Origin of the sequence: Enterococcus sp. 1001283B150225_161107_E12 (assembly GCF_015556925.1) — a bacterium.
Lineage (GTDB): Bacteria > Bacillota > Bacilli > Lactobacillales > Enterococcaceae > Enterococcus_B > Enterococcus_B mundtii.
Genome location: NZ_JADNNI010000001.1, coordinates 415,318 through 437,937, shown reverse-complemented (window position 1 = coordinate 437,937; position 22,620 = coordinate 415,318). Strand labels below are relative to the sequence as shown.

The 22,620-nt window shown below is 38.8% G+C and carries 19 protein-coding genes; 17 read left to right on the top strand and 2 right to left on the bottom strand.

Annotation, left to right across the window (positions count from 1 at the left end; translation table 11 throughout):
• The first annotated feature begins 8 nt into the window (after positions 1 to 8).
• The gene (gene glmM, locus I2F89_RS01830) at positions 9 to 1,364 is read left to right on the top strand and encodes a phosphoglucosamine mutase (RefSeq protein ID WP_010735243.1); all 1,356 of its coding nucleotides are present in this window, start codon (positions 9 to 11) and stop codon (positions 1,362 to 1,364) included.
• A gap of 243 nt (positions 1,365 to 1,607) precedes the next feature.
• Here glmM and glmS read toward each other — a convergent pair whose 3' ends face one another.
• On the bottom strand, positions 1,608 to 3,416 hold the full coding sequence (gene glmS, locus I2F89_RS01825; RefSeq protein ID WP_195513309.1) for a glutamine--fructose-6-phosphate transaminase (isomerizing): 1,809 nt from the start codon (positions 3,414 to 3,416) through the stop codon (positions 1,608 to 1,610).
• A gap of 391 nt (positions 3,417 to 3,807) precedes the next feature.
• Between glmS and I2F89_RS01820 the strand changes: the two genes are divergently transcribed.
• From I2F89_RS01820 to yihA, 7 genes are all read left to right on the top strand, one after another.
• Positions 3,808 to 4,098 (top strand): hypothetical protein, encoded by a 291-nt coding sequence (locus I2F89_RS01820; RefSeq protein ID WP_071866258.1) that lies wholly within the window; start codon positions 3,808 to 3,810, stop codon positions 4,096 to 4,098.
• 11 nt (positions 4,099 to 4,109) lie between these two features.
• Positions 4,110 to 5,135, top strand: coding sequence for a signal peptide peptidase SppA (gene sppA / locus I2F89_RS01815; protein ID WP_071866259.1), 1,026 nt, complete (start codon positions 4,110 to 4,112; stop codon positions 5,133 to 5,135).
• Positions 5,136 to 5,323: 188 nt separating this feature from the next.
• Positions 5,324 to 6,001 carry an RDD family protein gene (locus I2F89_RS01810; protein ID WP_416379318.1) on the top strand — a complete coding sequence of 226 codons (678 nt, stop codon included), beginning with the start codon at positions 5,324 to 5,326 and terminating at the stop codon, positions 5,999 to 6,001.
• A gap of 89 nt (positions 6,002 to 6,090) precedes the next feature.
• Positions 6,091 to 7,026 carry a hypothetical protein gene (locus I2F89_RS01805; protein WP_195513308.1) on the top strand — a complete coding sequence of 312 codons (936 nt, stop codon included), beginning with the start codon at positions 6,091 to 6,093 and terminating at the stop codon, positions 7,024 to 7,026.
• A gap of 151 nt (positions 7,027 to 7,177) precedes the next feature.
• On the top strand, positions 7,178 to 8,464 hold the full coding sequence (gene tig / locus I2F89_RS01800) for a trigger factor (protein WP_071866261.1): 1,287 nt from the start codon (positions 7,178 to 7,180) through the stop codon (positions 8,462 to 8,464).
• A 187-nt stretch (positions 8,465 to 8,651) separates the two neighbouring features.
• Positions 8,652 to 9,899, top strand: a complete 1,248-nt coding sequence (clpX, locus tag I2F89_RS01795; RefSeq protein ID WP_071866262.1) for an ATP-dependent Clp protease ATP-binding subunit ClpX — start codon at positions 8,652 to 8,654, stop codon at positions 9,897 to 9,899.
• A 115-nt stretch (positions 9,900 to 10,014) separates the two neighbouring features.
• Complete coding sequence (gene yihA, locus I2F89_RS01790; RefSeq protein WP_029594239.1) at positions 10,015 to 10,602, top strand: ribosome biogenesis GTP-binding protein YihA/YsxC; 588 nt, start codon at positions 10,015 to 10,017, stop codon at positions 10,600 to 10,602.
• A 69-nt stretch (positions 10,603 to 10,671) separates the two neighbouring features.
• Here yihA and I2F89_RS01785 read toward each other — a convergent pair whose 3' ends face one another.
• Complete coding sequence (locus I2F89_RS01785; RefSeq protein WP_010735255.1) at positions 10,672 to 10,821, bottom strand: SPJ_0845 family protein; 150 nt, start codon at positions 10,819 to 10,821, stop codon at positions 10,672 to 10,674.
• 126 nt (positions 10,822 to 10,947) lie between these two features.
• Here I2F89_RS01785 and I2F89_RS01780 point away from each other — a divergent pair, with 126 nt between their 5' ends.
• From I2F89_RS01780 to I2F89_RS01740, 9 genes are all read left to right on the top strand, one after another.
• Complete coding sequence (locus I2F89_RS01780; protein ID WP_195513314.1) at positions 10,948 to 12,273, top strand: hypothetical protein; 1,326 nt, start codon at positions 10,948 to 10,950, stop codon at positions 12,271 to 12,273.
• A gap of 253 nt (positions 12,274 to 12,526) precedes the next feature.
• A complete protein-coding gene (locus I2F89_RS01775) occupies positions 12,527 to 13,279 on the top strand; it encodes a DeoR/GlpR family DNA-binding transcription regulator (protein ID WP_074799321.1) in 753 nt (250 codons plus the stop codon).
• A complete protein-coding gene (pfkB, locus tag I2F89_RS01770) occupies positions 13,276 to 14,190 on the top strand; it encodes a 1-phosphofructokinase (RefSeq protein ID WP_074799320.1) in 915 nt (304 codons plus the stop codon). Before I2F89_RS01775 ends, pfkB begins: the two co-directional genes overlap by 4 nt.
• A gap of 18 nt (positions 14,191 to 14,208) precedes the next feature.
• Complete coding sequence (locus tag I2F89_RS01765; protein WP_086334767.1) at positions 14,209 to 16,137, top strand: PTS fructose transporter subunit IIABC; 1,929 nt, start codon at positions 14,209 to 14,211, stop codon at positions 16,135 to 16,137.
• Between the two features lie 190 nt (positions 16,138 to 16,327).
• Positions 16,328 to 18,535, top strand: coding sequence for a hypothetical protein (locus tag I2F89_RS01760; RefSeq protein ID WP_195513307.1), 2,208 nt, complete (start codon positions 16,328 to 16,330; stop codon positions 18,533 to 18,535).
• Positions 18,535 to 19,059, top strand: a complete 525-nt coding sequence (locus I2F89_RS01755; RefSeq protein ID WP_081355904.1) for a hypothetical protein — start codon at positions 18,535 to 18,537, stop codon at positions 19,057 to 19,059. Before I2F89_RS01760 ends, I2F89_RS01755 begins: the two co-directional genes overlap by 1 nt.
• Before the next feature lie 28 nt (positions 19,060 to 19,087).
• Positions 19,088 to 19,690 carry a hypothetical protein gene (locus I2F89_RS01750; protein ID WP_195513306.1) on the top strand — a complete coding sequence of 201 codons (603 nt, stop codon included), beginning with the start codon at positions 19,088 to 19,090 and terminating at the stop codon, positions 19,688 to 19,690.
• A gap of 21 nt (positions 19,691 to 19,711) precedes the next feature.
• The gene (locus tag I2F89_RS01745) at positions 19,712 to 19,954 is read left to right on the top strand and encodes an LPXTG cell wall anchor domain-containing protein (protein ID WP_071866268.1); all 243 of its coding nucleotides are present in this window, start codon (positions 19,712 to 19,714) and stop codon (positions 19,952 to 19,954) included.
• A 1,107-nt stretch (positions 19,955 to 21,061) separates the two neighbouring features.
• Entirely contained in the window at positions 21,062 to 22,615 is a 1,554-nt protein-coding gene (locus tag I2F89_RS01740) for a hypothetical protein (RefSeq protein ID WP_195513305.1), read from the top strand.
• Positions 22,616 to 22,620 lie beyond the last annotated feature (5 nt).

Here is a 22,620-nt window from a genome sequence, read left to right as displayed (position 1 = left end):
TTACAGTTATGGGTAAATATTTTGGAACGGACGGTGTCCGTGGAGAAGCGAATAAAGAACTAACACCGGAATTGGCCTTTAAATTAGGACGTTGCGGCGGTTATGTACTGAGCCAACATGAGAAAGATGGAAAACGTCCACGTGTATTGGTTGGACGTGACACAAGAATTTCAGGTCAAATGCTCGAAGAAGCGTTAGTTTCTGGTCTGTTATCTGTCGGGATCGAAGTTTTTCAATTAGGTGTGATCTCTACACCAGGAGTGGCTTACTTGACACGTTTGCAAAAAGCAAGCGCAGGTGTCATGATTTCTGCTTCACACAATCCAGCTCAAGATAACGGCATCAAGTTTTTTGGTGCAGATGGATTTAAATTAGATGATGACCAAGAATTAGAAATCGAAGCATTGTTAGATGCGGAAGTCGATGAATTACCACGACCTTCTGCTGAAGGATTAGGTACAGTCGAAGAGTTTCCAGAAGGGTTGCTGAAATATTCACAATTCTTAGTACAGACGATCAACGGCGATCTTTCAGGCTTAACGGTCTGTGTAGATGCGGCAAATGGTGCAACAGCAACATCTGTCAATCGCTTGTTTGCTGATTTAGAAACTGATTTCTACACAATGGGAACAAATCCGAATGGCTTGAACATCAATGACGGTGTCGGATCAACGCATCCTGAGCGTCTAGCTGAAATGGTAGTAGAAAAAGGGGCAGACGTCGGTCTTGCCTTTGACGGTGACGGCGACCGTATCATTGCGGTGGATGAATTAGGAAATATCGTAGATGGCGATAAGATCATGTTTATCTGTGCGAAATATTTGTCAGCTAAAAATCGTCTGAAAAAAGACACGATCGTTACAACGGTCATGAGTAACCTCGGCTTCCATAAAGCGGTCGAAGAAATCGGTTTGAAAGATGTTGTGACACAAGTAGGCGACCGCTATGTGGTCGAAGAAATGCGTAAAAATGACTACAACTTCGGTGGCGAACAGTCTGGTCATATGATCTTCTTAGATTTCAATACAACAGGAGATGGTATGCTTTCTGGTATCCAATTGTTGAATATCATGAAACAAACTGGTAAAAAGTTATCAGAATTAGCAGCAGAGGTAACGATCTATCCGCAAAAATTAGTCAATATCCGCGTAAGCAACAAAAACGGTGCAATGGAAGTTCCTGCAATCAAGCAAGTCATTGAAGAAGCAGAAGCTGAAATGGCCGGTGAAGGACGTATCTTAGTTCGCCCTTCCGGAACAGAACCATTACTACGCGTGATGGCAGAAGCACCATCTGATGAAAAAGTAAACTATTATGTTGACAAAATCGCAGCGGTTGTCAAAGCTGAGATTGGAATCGATTAATAGAATGACATATAAAAGAGAGTCAATCTTTGGATCATAGAGATTGACTCTCTTTTTGTGTTCGTTTCTGAAATAATGGGTCATTACACATAAGGTCATTTAAAAGACGATGGCTGTCGCATGATACAAAACGAGCGAGCAACTGCTTTACTAGATCAAATAAAAAATCCCTGTACGAAATGACAAATCATTTCGTACAGGGATCTCAAAGAGCATTGACTATTTAAAGGGTCACTTGATTGATTATTCAACCGTGACTGATTTTGCTAAGTTTCTTGGTTTGTCTACATCGAAACCACGCAATAGGGTCGCGTAATAAGCAAGCAATTGCGTCGGGATGACCATGGCAAGAGGAGAAAGGTATGGATGGACAGCAGGAATCACTAATTGATCCGTTTCTTTTTCTAATCCATGTGCGGCGATCACTAAGGTTTTTGCCCCACGACTTTCAACTTCTTTTAAGTTCCCACGTGTATGAGCCCCTGTGATTTCCTCACTAATAATCCCAATCACTGGTGTGCCTTCTTCAATCAGTGCAATGGTACCGTGTTTCAATTCACCGGCTGCAAAACCTTCTGCTTGGATATAGCTGATTTCTTTTAGTTTCAAAGCAGCTTCTAAAGCGACATCGTGATCGTTGCTACGGCCGATATAAAAGGCGTTGCGCGTGTCATTCAGGAATTCCGCAGCTAGTTCTTGGAGTTCATCTTTTTGGGTAATCACTGTTTCCATCGCATTCGCTACCATACTCAATTCGTGCGCTACATCAAATGTCAATGAACGTTTATTGCCTTTTTGATCACCGACTGCTTTTGCAAGTAAAGCTAGTACAGCGATTTGAGCAGTGTATGCTTTAGTTGAAGCAACAGCGATCTCCGGACCTGCATGTAGCAACAGAGTGAAGCCAGCTTCTCTTGATAACGTAGAACCAGCAACGTTCGTGATCGTCAATGAAGGGTGACCTAATTGATTGATCTTGACTAACACCTGACGACTATCAGCGGTTTCGCCACTTTGACTCAAAAAGATGAAGAATGGTTTTTTCGATAATAAAGGCATGGTATAACCAAACTCACTGGCCAAATGGACTTCTACTGGAATGTCAGTCATTTGTTCGAAGGAATGCTTGCTCGCTAATCCTGCATGATAACTTGTGCCACATGCGACGATGTAAATACGGTCACTTGCTAACAGTTCGTCCATCAATTTGTGATCTAAAGGAATTTCATTGTCCTCATTCACATAGGTTTGCGCGATTTTACGCATGATGATCGGCTGCTCGTCGATTTCTTTCAACATATAGTAAGGGTATGTTCCTTTTTCAATGTCAGAAGCATCTACTTGTGCTTCATAAGAATCACGTTCTATGATCGTACCAGTCATTGTTTGGATCGTGATATCTTTTGCTTGAACGGTCACCATTTCTTGATCTTCGATTTCAATAAATTCTTTAGTGTAAGCAAGCATCGCCATCGCATCACTTGCGATCACATTGAATCCTTGGCCTTTACCGATCAATAAAGGGCTTTTGTTTTTGGCAACGAAAATTGTTTCAGGAGCTGTGCGATCCATCAAGGCAAAAGCGTAAGAACCTTCGATGACTTCTAGCGCTTTTCTAAATCCTTCTTGTGTATCTTGCGCTTCTTCCACGAATTTTTCAATCAAATGAACAACGATTTCCGTATCTGTTTCGCCAATGAAGTCATCAGCGGCTACGTATTGTTGTTTCAATTCTTCAAAATTTTCAATCACCCCATTGTGGACTAAAACAAAACGTCCGCTTTGTGAGTGGTGGGGGTGTGCATTTTTCTCTGCGGGTTCCCCATGAGTTGCCCATCTTGTATGACCGATACCTGCTGTACCAGTCGTTTCTGGAGATAATTTATCTTTAAGGTTTTGGATTCTACCGCGTGCTTTGACTAAATGGTCCTGTTTTCCATTTGAGACAAAGATACCCGCCGAATCATATCCGCGATATTCTAATTTTTCTAACCCATTGATCAAGCCTGGTGTCACGTTCTCTAATCCAATCATTCCAACAATTCCGCACATAAAAAAACATCCTACTTTCTGTTATAAACTTGATATTAGCGTTTCCAACTGCGTAAGAAACCTTTTGTTCTACCTTCACAGATAGTTTTTATGTTTCTTTTTAGGGTGCAGTCCCTAGGGCCATCCGCCGAATCATTCGATCAACCCTTTCCTCGTCATCTGTTAAAACAGACCTGGCGCTATTCCGTATTGGTCTAATTATCCTCCTGTTATTATTTTCTTTGGAAACATCTAAAATCATAACGTTAATGTGTGAGGTTTGTCAATAAAAAAGATAAAAAATTAAATTGGTATATATCTAATTGGCCTGGACGAAAGAAAATTATCAAATTCGACTATCATCTTTTCTTGTAGTTCGGTACAATAATCATAGATAGAAGGAGGATGAAAGATGGAAGAGAAGATAGAAATCATGACGTTGGGGATGTTAAAAAAACAAATTGCAGCATTTGAAAAAACAGAACACGTGACGGATGACACTAAAATCTTTTTGGATACCGGATGGGACAGTATCCAAGAAATCGCCCCTGATGCGTTCGAAATCGAACATGCGCAACAGTTTGTCGTTGAAGATGAATTGACCCACGAACAGTTTACTGGTTACACCCTTGAAGAAAAAGCAGAAAAGATGAATGCGACACCTGGTTCTGAAGCGGTGATCGTGATTAGAAATCTATATTAGGAGAGTGTAAAATGAATAAGAAACGTTGGATAGCAGTACTGATTGCTGCCGGCTTATTGGTTGTTTCGTTGGTATCTTCAAGTTTGACGCAACCGCAAGAAGAAGTACAAATGGGTAACATCAATAGTTGGTTATATGGAGACGATGAAATGTCACCGGTGGTACTTGAAGAAGGCAGTGGTATGGGAAGAATCGCAAAATTGACTGTGGATGGCGCCATAGCTAGTGGAGGCTCTTCCGGTCTATTCGCTACTGAGAGTTATAATCATGAAGATTTCTTGAAACAAATTGAAGCGATCGAAGCCGATGAAAGCGTCAGCGGGATTTTATTGGAAGTCAATTCTCCGGGTGGCGGAGTTTATGAAAGTGCAGAAATTGCCAATTTACTCAACGAGGTCCGAACAGAACGTGATCTACCGATGTATGTCAGCATGAAAAATATGGCTGCTAGTGGTGGTTACTATATTTCTGCACAAGCAGATAAAATCTTTGCAACGGAAGAAACAGTGACGGGTTCAATCGGTGTGATCATGTCCGGACTCAACTATTCGGGCTTACTTGAAAAAATCGGTGTTGAAGATACCACAGTAAAAAGTGGCGCATTAAAAGATATGGGATCGGCTACTCGACCTGAAACTGAGCAGGATCACGCAGTGTTGCAAGCTTATATTGATAACGCCTATAATCGTTTTGTCAAAGTAGTTAGTGAAGGAAGAAACAAATCAGAAGATGAAGTGAAAAAAGTCGCAGATGGTCGTATTTACGACGGTGTCCAAGCGAAAGAAGCAGGTTTGGTGGACGAAATCGGCTATCCAACAGATGCTTTAGCTGCGATGAGAGAAGATCTTGATCTACAAGATGCTGAGTTGGTTGAATACTCAACTAGTTCAACTGGATTTGGCAATACTTGGTTTGGTGCAAAATTAGCAGAATTACAAGGGTTGCAAGCGTCTGAAACAAGTCAGATCTTGTCATTACTTGAAAGTCTAGGAACAGCAGAATCTCCAAGAGCCATGTATCTATATGGAGGTGAGTAAGCATGAACGAGAAATCAACGAATGCGTCAACACCCGAAGAACGATCAAAGACCAATGAGGAACCGAAAGTAACTGAACGTACGGAGGTATCATCTGAACAAGTTTTTAAGGTAGAAGAAAATAAATTAGTAGATCCGACTAGTAGAAAGCAAGATACGGTAGACGCTTCAGTTGCTCCTAAAGACGAAATTACAGTTGACAAAAACACAAGTAGCTCGTCGGAAGAACTTGAGTATGCAACACAAGCAAAAAATGACCAACCGGCTGTGGGACCAGATCCGGGATTTTCTCAAAAGGTGCTAAGTTCCTTTGAAGAAAAACCACTGTCAGAAACTGAGATCAAAGAAAATCAAAAAAAATGGGGAAAATATACAGAACAGAAAACCGATGAACCAAGTATCAATCGCTTTCCTTATTATTTCTTTGCCGGTTTTTGGGTTCGTTTTGCTGCGTTTTTGGTTGATCTGATTTGTATTGGCTCAATTACTCGCTTAACGTTAGGCATCGCAGTGAATCTAGGATGGCTTCAAGTTTCTGATTCTTATTTGAGTATCTATGGTAGTTTATCATTGATCGCCTATTTAGCTTATTTTATTTTATTGACGAAATGGAATCACGGACAGACGATTGGGAAAATGATTTTTGGTATTCGAGTGATCAGTTTTGATGAAGAGGAACTTTCATGGAGTACAGTATTAGTTCGTGAGGGCGCTTGTCGCTTCATTTTGAGATTTCCGTTACTTTTTATCGGCTATCTCCCGGTCATCTTTAGTAAGAAAAAACAACACATCGGGGATTATTTCTCAAATACGAGTGTAGTAACGATCAATATGATCAAAGCATTTAATCAAGAGATGAATGCTTGATTCTTTAGGTAGAGAAAATGGCTGAATATTGGTTATTGTTCAATAAGTCGTGTCAGACAAATGATAAAAGAGTGAAGGGAAGAACCTAAGTGAGACCGATCGATTTTCCTGATAAATACGACAATTTGATGCGTATTGGCCAACAGGCATTAACAGATCATCAGTATAGTCAAGCAAAAGAGCTGTTTGAACGTGCATATGCCCTTGAAGCAACATTTGAGGCAAATACGTTGTACGTGTTGGCACTATCAGAATTGGATATGTGGGAAGAAGCACTTCATCAAGCACTTTTGCATGAAAAACAGTATTTGATGAATGAAGAATTAGCTACTTTTTACTTTGATCTACTGATTACAGCAAAAGATTTTTTATATGCACGAAAATTGATTGCAAGTGCTGATTTTCCCGATGATTTTGAGCAAGCAGTTTTGCTGAAAATTCAACAATCAGAAGAATTAGTCGGACAGATGCAAAGACAGAAGATTCGTGAAATCTATCAACTGGTAGAAAAATTACCTTTTGAAAAACCAACTACTCAGTTGAGGTATATCCAAGAAATCGAGCAACTGCCTTACCACGAATTTATCCAGACCGCTAAAAAGTTGATCGTTTTAAAAACGGTCCATGTTCTTGTAAGGGCCAAGTTGCTTGAGTCGCTCGTTCAAGTCAAAGAAGCAGCGCCAGTTGCATACTTGACGATCGAGGAAGAGTTGATTGAAGTGATACCAAAGAAAATGGTGCGTCCAGAAGAGCAAACTTCCTATCGACGAATCAAACAAATGGCGGAAGCGTATGAGCGAGAAGACGCCTTGATGAGTGAGAATTTGAAAGAAGAGTTCACGATGCAATCGGCGATCGTTTATCCGATCTATGATAGCTACATTGGAAAACTTGACAAATGGTTCAAACAAACAGTAGCAACCTATACGAATCAGCCGTGTGAGGATCTTTTGGCATCTGAACAACTCGAATTCACTGAAAAAAGAAATAAAATAATGACAGAACTATTATTATTCAATACGTAAAAAAACAGAGGGAAAGATAAAAAAGTCATGAAAAACGTGGATTCTCCTCGTTCAATATGTTTACAATTTGGAAGGGTTAGTGTACTATTTAAAGGTATGCATGAAACGTTTTTGATGTATCAAATGAATTTCTAAACTCGGAGGGAAATAAATGACTGCAACATTCGAAAAAAAAGGCACAAATGATGGTGTTTTAACATTTACGATCGGGCAAGATCAAATCCAAAAAGGATTGACAACTGCCTTTAATAAAGTAAAAGGAAACTTGAACGTTCCTGGATTCCGTAAAGGAAAAGTATCTCGTCAAGTATTCAACCGTATGTACGGAGAAGAAGCATTGTACGAAGATGCATTGAACGCTGTCTTACCTGAAGCATATGAAGCAGCTGTTAAAGAAGCAGCAATCGATCCGGTTTCTCAACCTAAGATCGATGTAGCAAGTATGGAAAAAGGCCAAGACTGGACGATCACAGCAGAAGTAACTGTAAAACCTGAAGTAAAATTAGGTGATTACAAAGACTTAGTGGTTGAAAAACAAGACCGTGAAGTAACAGAAGCCGACGTTGAAGAACGTATTAAACGTGAACAAGAAGCGCAAGCTGAATTAGTCATCAAAGAAGATGCTGCAGCTGAAAATGGCGACACTGTCGTTATCGATTTTGAAGGTTTCATCAACGATGAAGCATTTGAAGGCGGAAAAGGTGAAAACCATTCACTAGAATTAGGATCAGGTTCATTCATTCCTGGTTTTGAAGAACAATTGGTTGGCCACAAATCAGGCGAAAACTTAGATGTTACTGTGACATTCCCAGAAGATTATCAAGCAGAAGATCTTGCGGGTAAAGAAGCAGTCTTCAAAGTAACGATCCACGAAGTGAAAACAAAAGAAGTACCTGAATTAGATGACGAATTTGCAAAAGATGTAGACGATGAAGTATCTACATTAGCAGAATTAAAAGAAAAATACATGAAAGAATTGACTGAAACAAAAGAAAAAGCTGCAGAAGATGCAAAAGATGAAGCAGCAATCAAATTGGCAGTCGAAAATGCGGAAATCGTTGATCTTCCACATGTGATGGTCCATGATGAAGTTCACCGTTCAATGGACGAATTCTTGAACAACATGCAACGTCAAGGAATCTCACCAGAAATGTACTACCAATTAACTGGTTCAACAGAAGAAGACTTGCACAAACAGTTTGAAGAAGAAGCAGAAATGCGTACAAAAACAAACCTTGTGATCGAAGCTGTAGCAGCTGCTGAAAACCTAGATGCAACAGAAGAAGAAATCACTGCAGAGATCCAAGAATTAGCAGAAACTTACAACATGCCGATTGATCAAATCAAACGTGTATTGACAGAAGATATGCTAAAACATGATGTGATCATGAAAAAAGCGATCGAATTGATTACAAGTACAGCAAAAGAAGCAGAATAAGCGAATAGAATTGTTGATCTGCATCTATATGAAAGAGTCCAGGCGCTTAGATGAAGCCTAGACTCTTTCGTTTTGTTTTAAACTTCTTTGATACTTTTGCTTTTTTTTAAATTATGGTATGATAGGGAAAGACTGTAAAGTCTTTGATAGTTTCTTGCGAATCAACGCAAGTTAAGGGGTGAAGACCATGTATGATAATCCAAGTGGTAATGAGACTGTACGCTGTTCTTTTTGTGGTAAAACACAGGAAGAAGTAAAGAAAATCGTAGCAGGTCCGGGGGTCTACATCTGTAACGAATGTATCGACCTATGTAAAGAAATCATTGATGAAGAATTTTATGAAGAAGCAGTACGAGAGTTTACTGAAGTACCGAAACCTTCTGAGATTCTTGAAGTATTGGATAATTATGTGATTGGACAAGAACGTGCAAAACGTTCATTGGCTGTAGCTGTTTACAATCACTATAAGCGTGTCAATCAAGAAGCACAAGACAACGATGATGTCGAATTGCAAAAAAGCAATATCTGCCTGATCGGTCCAACTGGTTCAGGTAAAACATTCTTGGCGCAAACATTAGCAAAAACATTGAATGTACCATTTGCCATTGCTGATGCAACAAGTTTGACAGAAGCGGGTTATGTAGGTGAAGATGTAGAAAATATCTTATTGAAACTTTTGCAATCTGCTGATTACAATGTTGAACGTGCGGAAAAAGGAATCATCTACATCGATGAGATCGACAAAATTGCACGTAAAAGCGAAAATGTATCGATCACACGCGATGTATCAGGGGAAGGCGTACAACAAGCCTTACTGAAAATCTTGGAAGGAACAGTTGCCAGTGTGCCGCCACAAGGTGGACGCAAACATCCTCATCAAGAATTCATCCAAATCGATACAACGAATGTGTTGTTCATTGTCGGTGGTGCGTTTGATGGCATCGAAACAATCGTAAAAAATCGTATGGGCGAGAAAACGATTGGTTTCGGTACACAAAACCAAAAACTTTCAGAAAATGAAAGTGTCATGCAACATATCATTCCTGAAGATCTATTGAAGTTCGGCTTGATCCCAGAGTTTATCGGACGCTTACCTGTAATGGCTGCGTTAGAAAAACTAACAACCGACGATTTAGTTCGTATCTTGACGGAACCGAAAAATGCGTTAGTGAAACAATACCAAAAATTACTTTCACTAGATGACACTGCTTTAGAATTTGAACCAGAAGCACTAAAAGCTATTGCGAAAAAAGCAATTGAGCGCAATACTGGTGCACGTGGCTTACGTTCGATCATCGAAGAAATCATGATGGATGTCATGTTTGATATTCCTTCTGATGAAACGATCGAAAAAGTGATTATTACAAAAGAAGCTGCCGAACTGACCGGCAAACCAACAGTTATTTACAAAGATTCAGAAAAAAAAGCGGGATAAAATGAAAGGAGCAGTCGTGAAAGTTTTAGAAGCTTTTTCGACTACTCCTTTTCATTCTGTCGAAGAAAGTGGAGAGGGAGTGAGCCACTTTGCCGCTTTGAAGGAGAGAGAGCATATGAAAGTCCATCATGCGGATATTGTGATCAGTGCTGTTGCACCGAAACAATATCCAGAAACAGATCTACCAGAGATTGCCTTAGCAGGTCGCTCAAATGTCGGGAAATCTTCCTTTATCAATACGCTGATCGATCGAAAGAATCTCGCTCGTACATCAGGTAAACCAGGGAAAACACAAACCCTGAATTTTTATCTGATCGAAAATGCGCTGCATTTTGTCGATGTTCCAGGCTATGGTTACGCGAAAGTTTCTAAAACAGAGCGTGCGAAGTGGGGACAGATGATCGAAACTTATTTGACATCTAGAGAACAATTAAAAGCAGTCGTGTCACTGGTGGATGTTCGCCATAAACCATCACAAGAAGATATCCAAATGTATGAATTCTTGAAATACTATGATATCCCAGTGATCGTTGTTGCGACAAAAGCGGATAAGATCCCTCGTGGAAAATGGAACAAACACGAAAGTGAAATTAAAAAAGCGTTGAATTTTGATCGTAATGACACATTCATTTTATTTTCTTCTGTAACCAAACAAGGAAAAGAAGAAGCGTGGAAAGCCATCGAAGACGCGATCAGCGAGTAAACAAATAAGACTTGATACTTAGGTTGAAAGGCGAACTTTCAAAAAGCTAAGGTATCAAGTCTTTTTTGTTTATTTCTTTTTTTTGTCTTTTTTTGGGTCGCTTTTTGGTTTTAAAAAGCGGTCAATATCTTCTTTTGGAGCAACGGTCTTTTCCGGATCAACGCCAAAAGATTCAAATAGTTTGTCGAAATTATCTGTACGCTCAAATTTCAATCCCATGTTTATCACCTCTTTCTTTATTTTAACATGCTCCTCCTCAATCGGTGGCATAAGACGAAAAGTTTTAGTTTTTTTTTATTATTCGTTATAATTTGATTATAAATAGATTTGAGAGAGGTGAGAAATGTGGTGACGAAAGAAAAAATGATGCTCCGTCTCGTCTTGACCAGAGATCGTACGAACGAAAAAGAAGAAGCCTATGATTGGTCCATGCTTACTCGTATCTTGCTTACCCCTGATTTTTACCAATCCTCTCGTCATAAGAAAGAACCATATACCTTTATTGCAGTAAAAAAAGCCTTAGAAGAAATCTCTGATGAAGAAATCGGTTGGTTGGAAATTTATGCGAATGGTATTACTTGCCGGTTTGAATTTGGCTATCATCATCTCCAAATTGATTATCAATTTTTATGGCAGACATTTCAAAAAAATGAATCGGTGATTCGAAACTATCTTCAAATTAAAATGCAAAAAAATGGTATTTTTGCTTACATGAGAAGTGTCGAAGAATATTTGTATCATAATACGAAAGAAATCGAAAAGCGTTTATCCTTTGAATCTGCCGAGAACATCGAGAAGTTACCTAAAATCAAAGGGCGAAATGGACAGATCGAGGTAGATTGTAACCAGTTTTCCGGTTATGATCTAATCGTGGAAGGGCGTTGTTTTACTTCTTGTTGGGAAATGTATTATAGTCAATATTATTATCGATTGATTCCTAAAGAGATTTTTTTGGAAATGCAACAGGTAGAGAAAGTCACCCAATATGAGAATCAAGTAATTGGTATCCAGTTGTATCGCGACCCATTTCGTTGGCAAAGTGAAGCAAATTTAAAATTTCAACAATACTATCGAGATCAATTAGGCTTTGATCATTTGTCGTGGGATAATGGCGTTGGTTTACTTAAAGAGCCATTTGTCGAGTATGCCTATACGCAGGATTCCTTACAAGCTGTCCAATATCAAAATCACTTGATGCAACCAACAGAAAAGAAGAAAGCTACATTTTTCGTAACAAGAAGCTATGATTTTGCTACTTACGATTACAAAGAAAAAAGAGCGAGAGGTGTCCTTAATCGTCAAGCATTTTTTCCATGGGTCGATGAAAGCCATAGCCAGTTGATCTGTTATAAAGTAATCGATCCAACATTCATGTTAGACAAGGGGATCGATGCTTATAGTTATTATATCAATGAATACTTGAATGTCGAAGCCCCCGATGAAATGTACGAAGACTATTTGACCTCATTACGTATTTACTTGCCGACTAAGTTTTTAGCTGATTTTCCCATCGAAGAGATCCGCAATCGATTATCAGAGATCCAATTCAAACGAATCCGCAAGAGAAGAGGACGTTTAAGCTTTGACGCAGTACAAGGAAAAAAACGTCTCCGGGTCGTCTTATTAGATCAAGCTGAATTGTCTGGGAATCTATTGATGCAGAAAAATTAGCTCATTTCAATCGTTTGCAAGAAAAGCTGGATCGTGCTGAAACGATCAGAAAATTGAAATCGTAAGCTAGTTTAAAACCTAAAATGTCAGAAGGCATCCACAAAAAATGAAGCAAGATTTTGTGGATGGCTTCTTATTGTAGTTGAAGTTATTTGTAGATTCAGGATTTTTATCGTTTTTGAATGTTTTTGAATGAATCTTGTTGAATGTTAAATCAAAATATGCTAGAATCTATCGTGAGGTGATCGTGGAAATGCTTACAGAAGAACGTAAACAGAAAATCCTACAACTATTGGAACAACATAAAATTGTCAAATCCCAAGAGTTAGTAGTCTTGCTAGATGCTTCTGAATCAACGATTAGACGGGATCTTCAAGAGTTAGAAGATGAAGGTTTATTGCAACGTATCCATGGAGGAGCAAAAAAAGAGGATCTTTTAGGTTTTGAACAAAACATGAGCGAGAAAACGCTCAAAAACGTTCATGAAAAACAAGTGATTGCACGACTAGCAGCAGATCTGGTGAATGATGAAGAAGTCATTTATCTTGATGCAGGATCAACTACGTTAGAGATGATCCCCTTTTTAAAAGATAAACGGATCACTGTTGTAACTAACTCAGTAAAACATGCTGCTGCGCTAGTTGATCTACAAGTTTCAACGATCGTCCTAGGGGGGCAAGTGAAACTCTCAACGAATGCAGTATTAGGAGCTAATACACTTGGCCAATTACGGGATTACCATTTTAATAAAGCATTTATGGGAATGAATGGCGTTCATCTTGAACGTGGATTCACTACCCCAGATCCAGAAGAAGCAGCGGTCAAACGCTTAGCAATTACAAATGCCCAAGATAGTTATGTTTTACTTGACCATACGAAGTTCAATAAGCAAACCTTTGTTTCTGTTGCACCACTGCAAGATGCCACGATCATAACCGAGCGTTGTCCACTAGAATTTCTTGACGACTACAGTGAACGGACGACAATTAAGGAGGCAAATCAATGATTTATACAGTAACGCTTAATCCATCCATCGATTTTATCGTACGAGTAGATGGATTAAAACTCGGTGATTTAAATCGAATGACCGAAGATTTCAAAGTCCCTGGAGGAAAAGGGATCAATGTTTCTCGTCTGTTGAAGCGAATCGATTCTGATTCGACCGCTTTAGGATTTCTTGGTGGTTTCACTGGGAATTTTATTTCTGACTGGTTGAAAGAAGAACAAATCGCGACAGCTTTTACACAAGTGGAAGAAGATACACGGATCAACATCAAACTTAAGTCTGATTCTGAAACAGAGATCAATGGACAAGGACCAACAATCTCAGATCAAGCCATTGAACGTTTGAAAGCAGAATTAGCAACAGTTGGAGCAGACGATATCGTGGTATTGTCAGGAAGCGCACCTGCGAGTTTACGTGCGGGATTCTATCAAGAATTGATTGAGATCATCCGTGAAAAAGGTGCTGAGTTTGTGATCGACACCACCGGCGATGATTTGAAAGAAGCATTAAAAAAAGAACCGTTATTGATCAAACCAAACAATCACGAACTAGCGGAATTGTATGATGTGACATTCCATTCCGTTGAAGATATCATTCCTTATGGCAAGAAATTACTAGCAGAAGGAGTAAAAAATGTGTTGATCTCAATGGCTGGGGACGGTGCTTTATTGTTTACAAAAGAAGGAACCTACCGTTCAAATGTATTAGTTCGACCATTGAAAAATTCAGTGGGTGCCGGAGACTCGATGATTGCTGGTTTTATCGGTTCATATAGCAAACATAGAGATGCGGTAGAAGCCTTCAAGTGGGGCGTGGCATGTGGAAGTGCAACTGCTTTTTCGGATGATTTAGCGGTTCGTTCATTCATTGATGAATTATTACCAGAAGTAGAAATAACAAAAATTGATTAATATCGTGGGGGGTAAATCATGGAAATCAAAGACTTAATGATCAAAGATGCGATGATCATGGATCTACAGGCAACTGATAAAAAAGGCGCCATCGATGAAATGGTCCAAAAAATGTATGATGCAGGTCGTATCTCAGATATCGAAACTTATAAACAAGGGATCTTGGCTCGTGAAGCTCAAACATCCACTGGGTTGGGCGATGGCATTGCAATGCCACATGCGAAGAATGCGGCTGTCAAAGAAGCAACAGTTTTGTTTGCGAAAAGTAATAAAGGCGTGGATTATGAAGCACTAGATGGTCAACCAACTTTCTTATTCTTTATGATCGCCGCACCAGAAGGAGCAAATGACACACATTTGCAAGCATTAGCTGCCTTATCACGTTTGTTGATCGATCCAGATTTTGTTGGAAAATTAAAAGAAGCAGGAACACCGGAAGAGGTCCAAGAATTATTCCAAACAGCGGAACAACAAAAAGAAGCAGAAGCGGTAGCGGAACAAGAAGAAGCAGCACAAACAGCGACTTCTTCTAATAAAAAATTTGTTGTTGCAGTTACTGCATGTCCAACAGGGATCGCCCATACTTACATGGCTGAAGATGCGTTGAAGAAAAAAGCCAAAGAGATGGGTGTTGAGATCAAAGTTGAAACAAACGGTTCAGAAGGAATCAAAAACCGTTTAACTGCTGAAGATATTGCCCGTGCAGATGGCGTTATCGTTGCGGCTGATAAAAAAGTCGAAATGAATCGTTTTGACGGAAAAGAATTAGTCAATCGTCCAGTAAGTGACGGTATTCGAAAAACGGAAGAATTGATCAACTTAGCTGTCAGTGGTTCAGCACCAGTTTTCCATGGTGATGGAAAAGAAAATTCTTCTGACGAAGGAAATGCAGATGGAACGATCGGCCAACGAATCTATAAAGATTTGATGAATGGTGTTTCTCACATGTTACCATTCGTTATCGGTGGTGGGATTGCCATTGCCTTATCATTCATGGTCGACCAGTTCATGGGTGTACCACAAGATCAATTAGCCAACCTTGGGAATTACAACCAAGCAGCAAGCTGGTTCAATCAAATTGGACAAGCCGCATTTGGCTTTATGTTACCAGTTTTAGCAGGGTTCATTGCTTCAAGTATTGGTGACCGTCCTGGATTGATCGTTGGTTTTGCAGCGGGAGCATTAGCAAATGCTGGCGGTGCTGGGTTCTTGGGTGCCTTGATTGGTGGTTTCTTGGCAGGTTACGTGATCGTCTTCTTACGTAAATTATTCAAAAACTTACCTAAGTCACTGGAAGGAATCAAAACGATTCTATTCTATCCTGTATTCGGATTGTTGATTACCGGTTTCTTGATGTTGATGGTCAATGTACCGATGAAAGCACTCAATGATGGTTTGAATAGTTTCTTATCTGGACTTAGCGGTTCGAATGCTGCATTATTAGGTGCATTACTTGCTGGGATGATGGCTGCCGATCTAGGTGGACCAATCAATAAAGCAGCATATGTGTTCGGTACAGCAACATTAGCAACCACTGTCGCAACGGGTGGTAGTGTTGTGATGGCTTCCGTTATGGCGGGAGGAATGGTTCCACCATTAGCTATCTTCGTTGCAACACGTTTATTCAAAAATAAATTCAGTAAAACAGACCAAGATGCTGGCTTGACAAACATTGTTATGGGGCTCTCTTTCGTAACCGAAGGATCGATTCCATTCGCCGCAGCTGATCCAATCAGAGCAATTCCAAGTTTCATTATTGGTTCTGCATTGACAGGTGGTTTAGTGGGAGCTTTTGGTATCAAATTGCTAGCACCACATGGCGGGATCTTCGTTGTCTTCTTACTAAGTCATCCGATTATGTATCTTGTATTTATTTTAATTGGTGCAGTGGTCTCCGGTATTATCTATGGTTGGCTAAGAAAAGCACCTGCCGCTGTTGAAGCTTGATATAGTATAGTTGTTTAATAGAAATAGTCGAATCTTACTAAAGTATAATTCTTTAGTAAGATTCTTTTTTTTAAAAAAAACACTATACCAAATAAGTTGACTTATTACTTCTTTTCATAGTATCATCGTTTTGCAATCAAAATCTAATCTATCTAATTTTTTCTTTTTTAAAAAATATGTGGAGGTAATTATGATTATAATGAATAAAATATCTATATTACTAGTTTTTTTTTATTTAAGTCTATTACCAATCGTTCATTGTTACGCTGGAGATATACAATTTGAAGTCAATGATTCTCATGAAGCAGGAGAAGATATCCATCATTTTGAACATTCAAAAAATAACGAAAAAGAACAAGGGCTATCTATTCAAAAGGAAGAAATTCTATCAGATTTAGAAAATGGAACCGAGTGGGAAACGTTTGACTATGTGATGACTGATGATGTGAATAATCATGGATTTGAACAAATTGAATCCTTGAATGGGCTTGGGACTGAAGGAAATCCCTATACTGCTGGAACAGCTACTGAATTACGTGATGTGCTAAGAGCAATCAATTCAAGTCCTTCAAATGGCGTTTATCATGTTGTTCTGACGAATCATATCTTGTACCAAGATTCAGATGTCTTTGAGATAAGAAGAAATTTAGTGGTCGACGGGCAGGGATTTCACATGCTTTACTCTAATAGTTCTAGTAGTACAGCGATTAATACGGGATATCGAATCCAAAGATCTGGGGTACATGTGACACTTAGAAATATGAATTTTGGAAGCAATAGCATGACAGATGCCGCTGGAAGAATCTATGACAACAATACCTACTATGGAATTATTGGATCTGGAAATGTATCAGGAATAAACTTTACGGCAGTTTTTGAAGATGTTGATTATTATGCAAGAACAGGTGCACAACCACTTTTGTCTTGGAATCAAGAGTCGACGTTTATATTTAAAGGAGAGAACCATTTTACTAGTCGAGCAGGAACAAATAGCCAGGAATTTATGGAAGGTTATAATCTTGTTTTTGGTTCAGGTACAAAAACAACGATTGATCATCAAACGGAAACCGATTCAGGATTTATTCATGGATTTGGTACTGGAGGTTCGAATGGAGGTAATAGGCGAATAGAAGTCGTGATCGAAGAAGAGGCAGAAGTGTCAATTCTTTCATCAAAGCAAAACTTGACACATGGTGCACCATTGATTTTTACAATCGCTGACAACGCAAAATTTTTCTATCGACAAACAGCGAATCGGGCACTTAATTTTTCCGATTCACATGCTACAACGATCAATATCGGTAGAGATGCTCAAACAACATTCTTAAGCAACGGCCCGATCAATTCAGGTAATTCAGTAACTTTCAATGTCGATGAACCGGAGTTTATCCATTTTGAAAATGTCGGTACAACCAATCGATTATTCGCCCGAGATATGACGCTCAATCGCTTAGATGGTGTTCCAGGTGTTACTGGAGATTACCAGATTAATTATCTTGATCATGACCAAGGCTTAGGGAAAAAGCAAATACCAGGAAGGGCGACACAAATCTTGGCAGACAATCAGTTTAGTCTCATAGGGTTGCGACAAGCGATTTACCAAAGAGGTGTTCATTTTACGTGGGACAGCATTCCAAATGTACAGATCGGCAAAAGTGAACTATTGACTACGATTCATCCAACAAGTCAGATTATTAGAGAGGTCCGCTATAAGCTTAGCACTGAACGTCTTTGGAGTGGAGATTCGGTGACCTCACCTGCTGCCCAAGATGCGATTACACAAGCAAACCCGGATACACCAGGAGTGATGGCAGTCGAAAATACAACAAGCTTGTCTTGGCAGAATGAACAATTACGGGCAGGTACGTATTATGTGTATGTCCAAGTGATTTTTCAACAGATGGCTGACGGAGCGGTTGCAGGGCAAGAGATGGAGCCCTTATCGATTGAGAGTTTATGGGAGGAAAAAGAAGTGATGATTGTCCGCAGTCCGATACATGTAGAAGTGCCTCTGAAAAAGATATTTGAAGTTCGTGAAGCTGGAACTTTTCATCAAGAGGAACATAGCCAACCAATCATTACCCATAGTAATTTTACCATTGATTTTACAGTGACACATATTGCTGATCACTCGATTGATCCGACAATTTCATTGGTTGTTCAGATACCAGAAGTGGAGGGGGATCATTTGTTATTGAAGTTGAGTACAAATGATGGTCAAGCATTTGGGCCGTTGATTGTAGGTGAAAATCGACCGGAAGCGATCACATTAGAACCGTTCTTAAAAGATCCATTAGAACTTTTCTTAAAAGGTGAATTTGCTGGATCGATTTTCAAGAAACATGAAACAGATTTTAGATTGACTTATACTCTGACAGCAAAAGGAGACGTGGATTAATGGAAATAGGGATGAATAAACGAAAGAAAACTCTGATTATTATATTGGTAAGTCTATTATTACTGATTAGTGGTTGGCTGATTTATCGATATTACTTTCAAAAAACACCTGAACCAGTGACACTTGTCAGCGGGGAATTCCTTCCAGATGGAAAAGATGCGCAACGAATCTCAGAAGAAGAGTTGTTAGAATTATCGCAAACAGCAGTTGATAGAAGTAAATTCAATCTAATGATTTCACCAGAGGCGACGTTTAATCACCGAACGCTGCAAGGTGAATTGATGATCAAGAACCCACTTGAAAATGGCCATCCCATCAATGTGGAAATACGAAAACAGAGTAATGATGAACTTGTTTATACATCTGGCGCAATCCAGCCAGGGTATGAAATAAAAGAGGTAACACTTGAACAGTCACTGGAGAAAGGAGAACATCCATCTGTAGCAATGTTTAGCTTATACGATCCAGATACGAATCAGAAAAAAGGACAAGTAGCAGCTGGAGTAACACTAGTCATCGAATAAAAAATACATTAGATAGGGGAATATTAGGATGAAAAAGAAATTATTAGCAAGTGTATTCGTTTTAGGAACAACTGCGGGAGCGTTTGCACCAACGACGATTTTAGCATCGGATGTTATTGGAGAACCAACGGCAGATATTCAAATCAACGGTTCTTTGGGGTTGGACAATACAGATCCTGAAGAAGAAATCGAAGAAGGTGATACAAATTGGATCAATGTCACACTGGACACTGCGACAATTTTTTATAATCTTGCAGGCACAATCAGCATAAATTCACCAACCTACAATATCGCCAATAATTCTGGTCGACCAGTAGCAGTGTCTGTTAAAAATTTTGCAAGCAATTCTGGCGATTATTCCGCTATCTCTGCCTTAGATATTGTTTCGCCATCACCTTTATCAGCGTCAAGAAGATTGATCGCCAACGGTCAACTGCAAGATTTCACACCTGAATCATCCGGAGTGATATTCACTTTAGCAAATCGTGAGGGGAGATTGACAGCTACTGGTGATACATCAAACCCGACCTCTACTACTTTTAGCTATAGTGGTGCTGTCACATCAGCTAATATTTCAGAAGCAAATCCGTCATTTACACTGACACTTCAATTAGACGCCGTGAACTTTTAATCCTAAGTTAGAGGAGATACTATGAGTACTACGACGATTGAATTGAATGGGAGGCTAGGTGTAGAAACACCGACACTTGCACCAGTACCCGAAGAATCGCCTACAACCGAAAGAAATCAGGTGGCCCGTACAGAAGTGAAGGTGGTTCAACCAATGCCACAGACAAATGATCAAACAGGTATATATCTTTCACTTTTAGGATTCGTGTTGATTTTTATGATCGTAGGGGGATTGTTTCTGAGACATCAATTGGACAATACTTGATTCAAGAAATAAAACTTACAAAACAAATCCTTAAAAATCCAAATCAGTAGGTATTGAGAAGGTTTTAAGTAAAAAGAGCAGAAAGAAGATTAACATCTCTTTTCTGTTCTTTTTTCGTCATAGAAAAGACCTTAGGGCGGTCACATGCTTGCTTCAATTGAAATGTAAACACTATTGAAAACCTGTTGTGAATAGAGCGATTCCATATATCGAAAACAGCCATTCATTCGTAACGTTTTATTTTAATTTGAATAAAAGATATCGTACTAGTAACATATCGTACTGATTTGAATTCTCCCAATGACAAAAATCGGTTGACTCGATAGATAGATTTCATGCGGCACTTATTACATAAATAACCTTGGAAAAAAATGAGTCTCATCTATGAGACTAAAAAATTATTTGTTATTTTTTGTATTATTTTGACAATCCATAAATAGTGATCAAGTGTGAATGGTTCGGCTGTTTAGCTAAAATAATACCTCGCTTAACATTTTTATAGAGGGAAATTAATTTTTTGTTGTTTATATAACAATCGTTTTCAGCGTTTTGCCATAGAACATGTTTTGACTATAAATAAAGGAGTGTAGTATCATTATTTTGCAATCTCTTTATAATCTAATTTTAATCAATATAAATAAGCACGAAAAACAAGTAAAAATTTACTAGATTATTGTTCGTGATCTAATTGTCTATAAAGGGTAAGGCTTGCTTGAATCAATATGAAGGTTTTCATATGACTATTATGATCAAAATAACTCAAATAAATAAAATCAAGATTATCAGCGGGAGGAAATTTTCAAAAAAAGGGGAATAGGTGAGTTGCTACAAAGGGAATCGGCTTTAGATGGATGAAGAGTTGTGACAGAATCGTCCACAAAAATGATTGAAAAAATATTATATGTTCATCAAATGAATAAAATGTGCGTCATCTATTAATTGTTACAGTGATTCTTCAATGGATTTCCTTTTAGAGAAGCCATTGAAACTCTATTTAAGAGTGCATTATTCAGAATTTAGTCATCGAAGACATGGAGTCAGCTGAGAATTTAAGTATCAATTGACTTCGCGATGATCTGAGACAAACAGTAGGAAAAGGAGGTCGTTATGAAAAAAATATCACGTTTACTTATTGTTGTTTCTATTATTTGTTTTACTAGCTCAACGATGAGTCATCATTTTGCTCTAACGGAGACATTTGAAAGCGACAAACCATTAACAGTAAACAATTCGGAAAGTGTAAGCTCGGATGATTCATTAAATATACCAACAGAAGATGATAGCTGGTCGTATGAAGAAACAAACGAAGTCCCTACAGACGCTCAAAAAAACTTTTCCGATAAAAACGATGAGAATGTTATACCAGCAACAATTTTAAATGATAGCTCTGATCAGCCAATTACTGCCTATGCAGGAAACGGAACTGAGATTGATCCTTATTTGGTAGGTTCTCAGGCCGAAATGATCAGCGCTTTGGCTATGATTCAAAATGATCCTGGTACTGGGACCTATTATATTGAGTTAACGGGCAATATTATTTATGAAGGAGCCACCATTGTTTTTAATATTTACAAAGACGTAGTAATTGATGGGAAAGGCTATTATGTATTGCATAATAATGACAGCCCTTCTAGAGCTGAAAGATTATTCAATGTGGCTGTGGCAGGATTAAGTGTTACACTCAGGAACATGAATATTGGCAGTGATACACTGATGGATAGTAATGGTATACTTTACAACAAAAACCCCTCTCGTTTGATCTATAGAGAAAGTGTCAGTCCATCTTCTATTTATGATGTATCTGTAATTATTGAAAATATCAATTACTATGGAACAGTCTATTTTGATGTGATTTACGCAGCAAGAGTGACATTTAAAGGGCATAATTCATTTAGAAATGCGGGAAGATTTGTCATCAACCAGCAAGTATTCTTTGCGGAAAATTCCACAACTGCAATTTATGCGATGCAACCTTCAAGTTCTATGATAGATTACTGTTTTTACCTGAGTAATTCTAGTTTAAACGAACCATTTGTCATTGACAGAAATGCCGAATTATCCATAGTAACACCTACTCCTAAAGCAATATCTGCAATAAATTCTATTAGGATGGATATAAGAACCGAGGCGAGACTATTTGTTTATACGACGCACCCGACAGCTATTTCATCCTATATGATTTATCACACTCAATATTCTAGTGCTGTTGGTACAATGATACTAGTTGGACCAAACGCTACTGTCGTACATGAGAGTCAAACGATGATCGGCAATTCTTATACATTTATGGCTGATAAACCGAAGTATATCCTTTTTAGAGCAGCAGCAAGACAAACATTAACTGGAAGAGGGATATTTGCAGTTAATCGACTTGATACAGCAAGTGAATTTGGTGGTCATTACCAAGTTAGCTATAGGGTCGCCAATACTCAACTTGGCAATTTAAGTGTATTTCCAAATACCACAGTATCGAGGGATTTAACTACTGTCTATAGTGGTGGTTCAGGCACTTATGATATTATCTATCAGCCGAATTTTGTGATTGACGAGATTCAAGTAGAACCAGAGGTGGGTATAGATATAAGTAATTTAACCACTACCATCAATACAACGATTCCGCCTGAGCGACCGCTAACAAAGCACGATTTTCAAATTAAGTAAGCAAC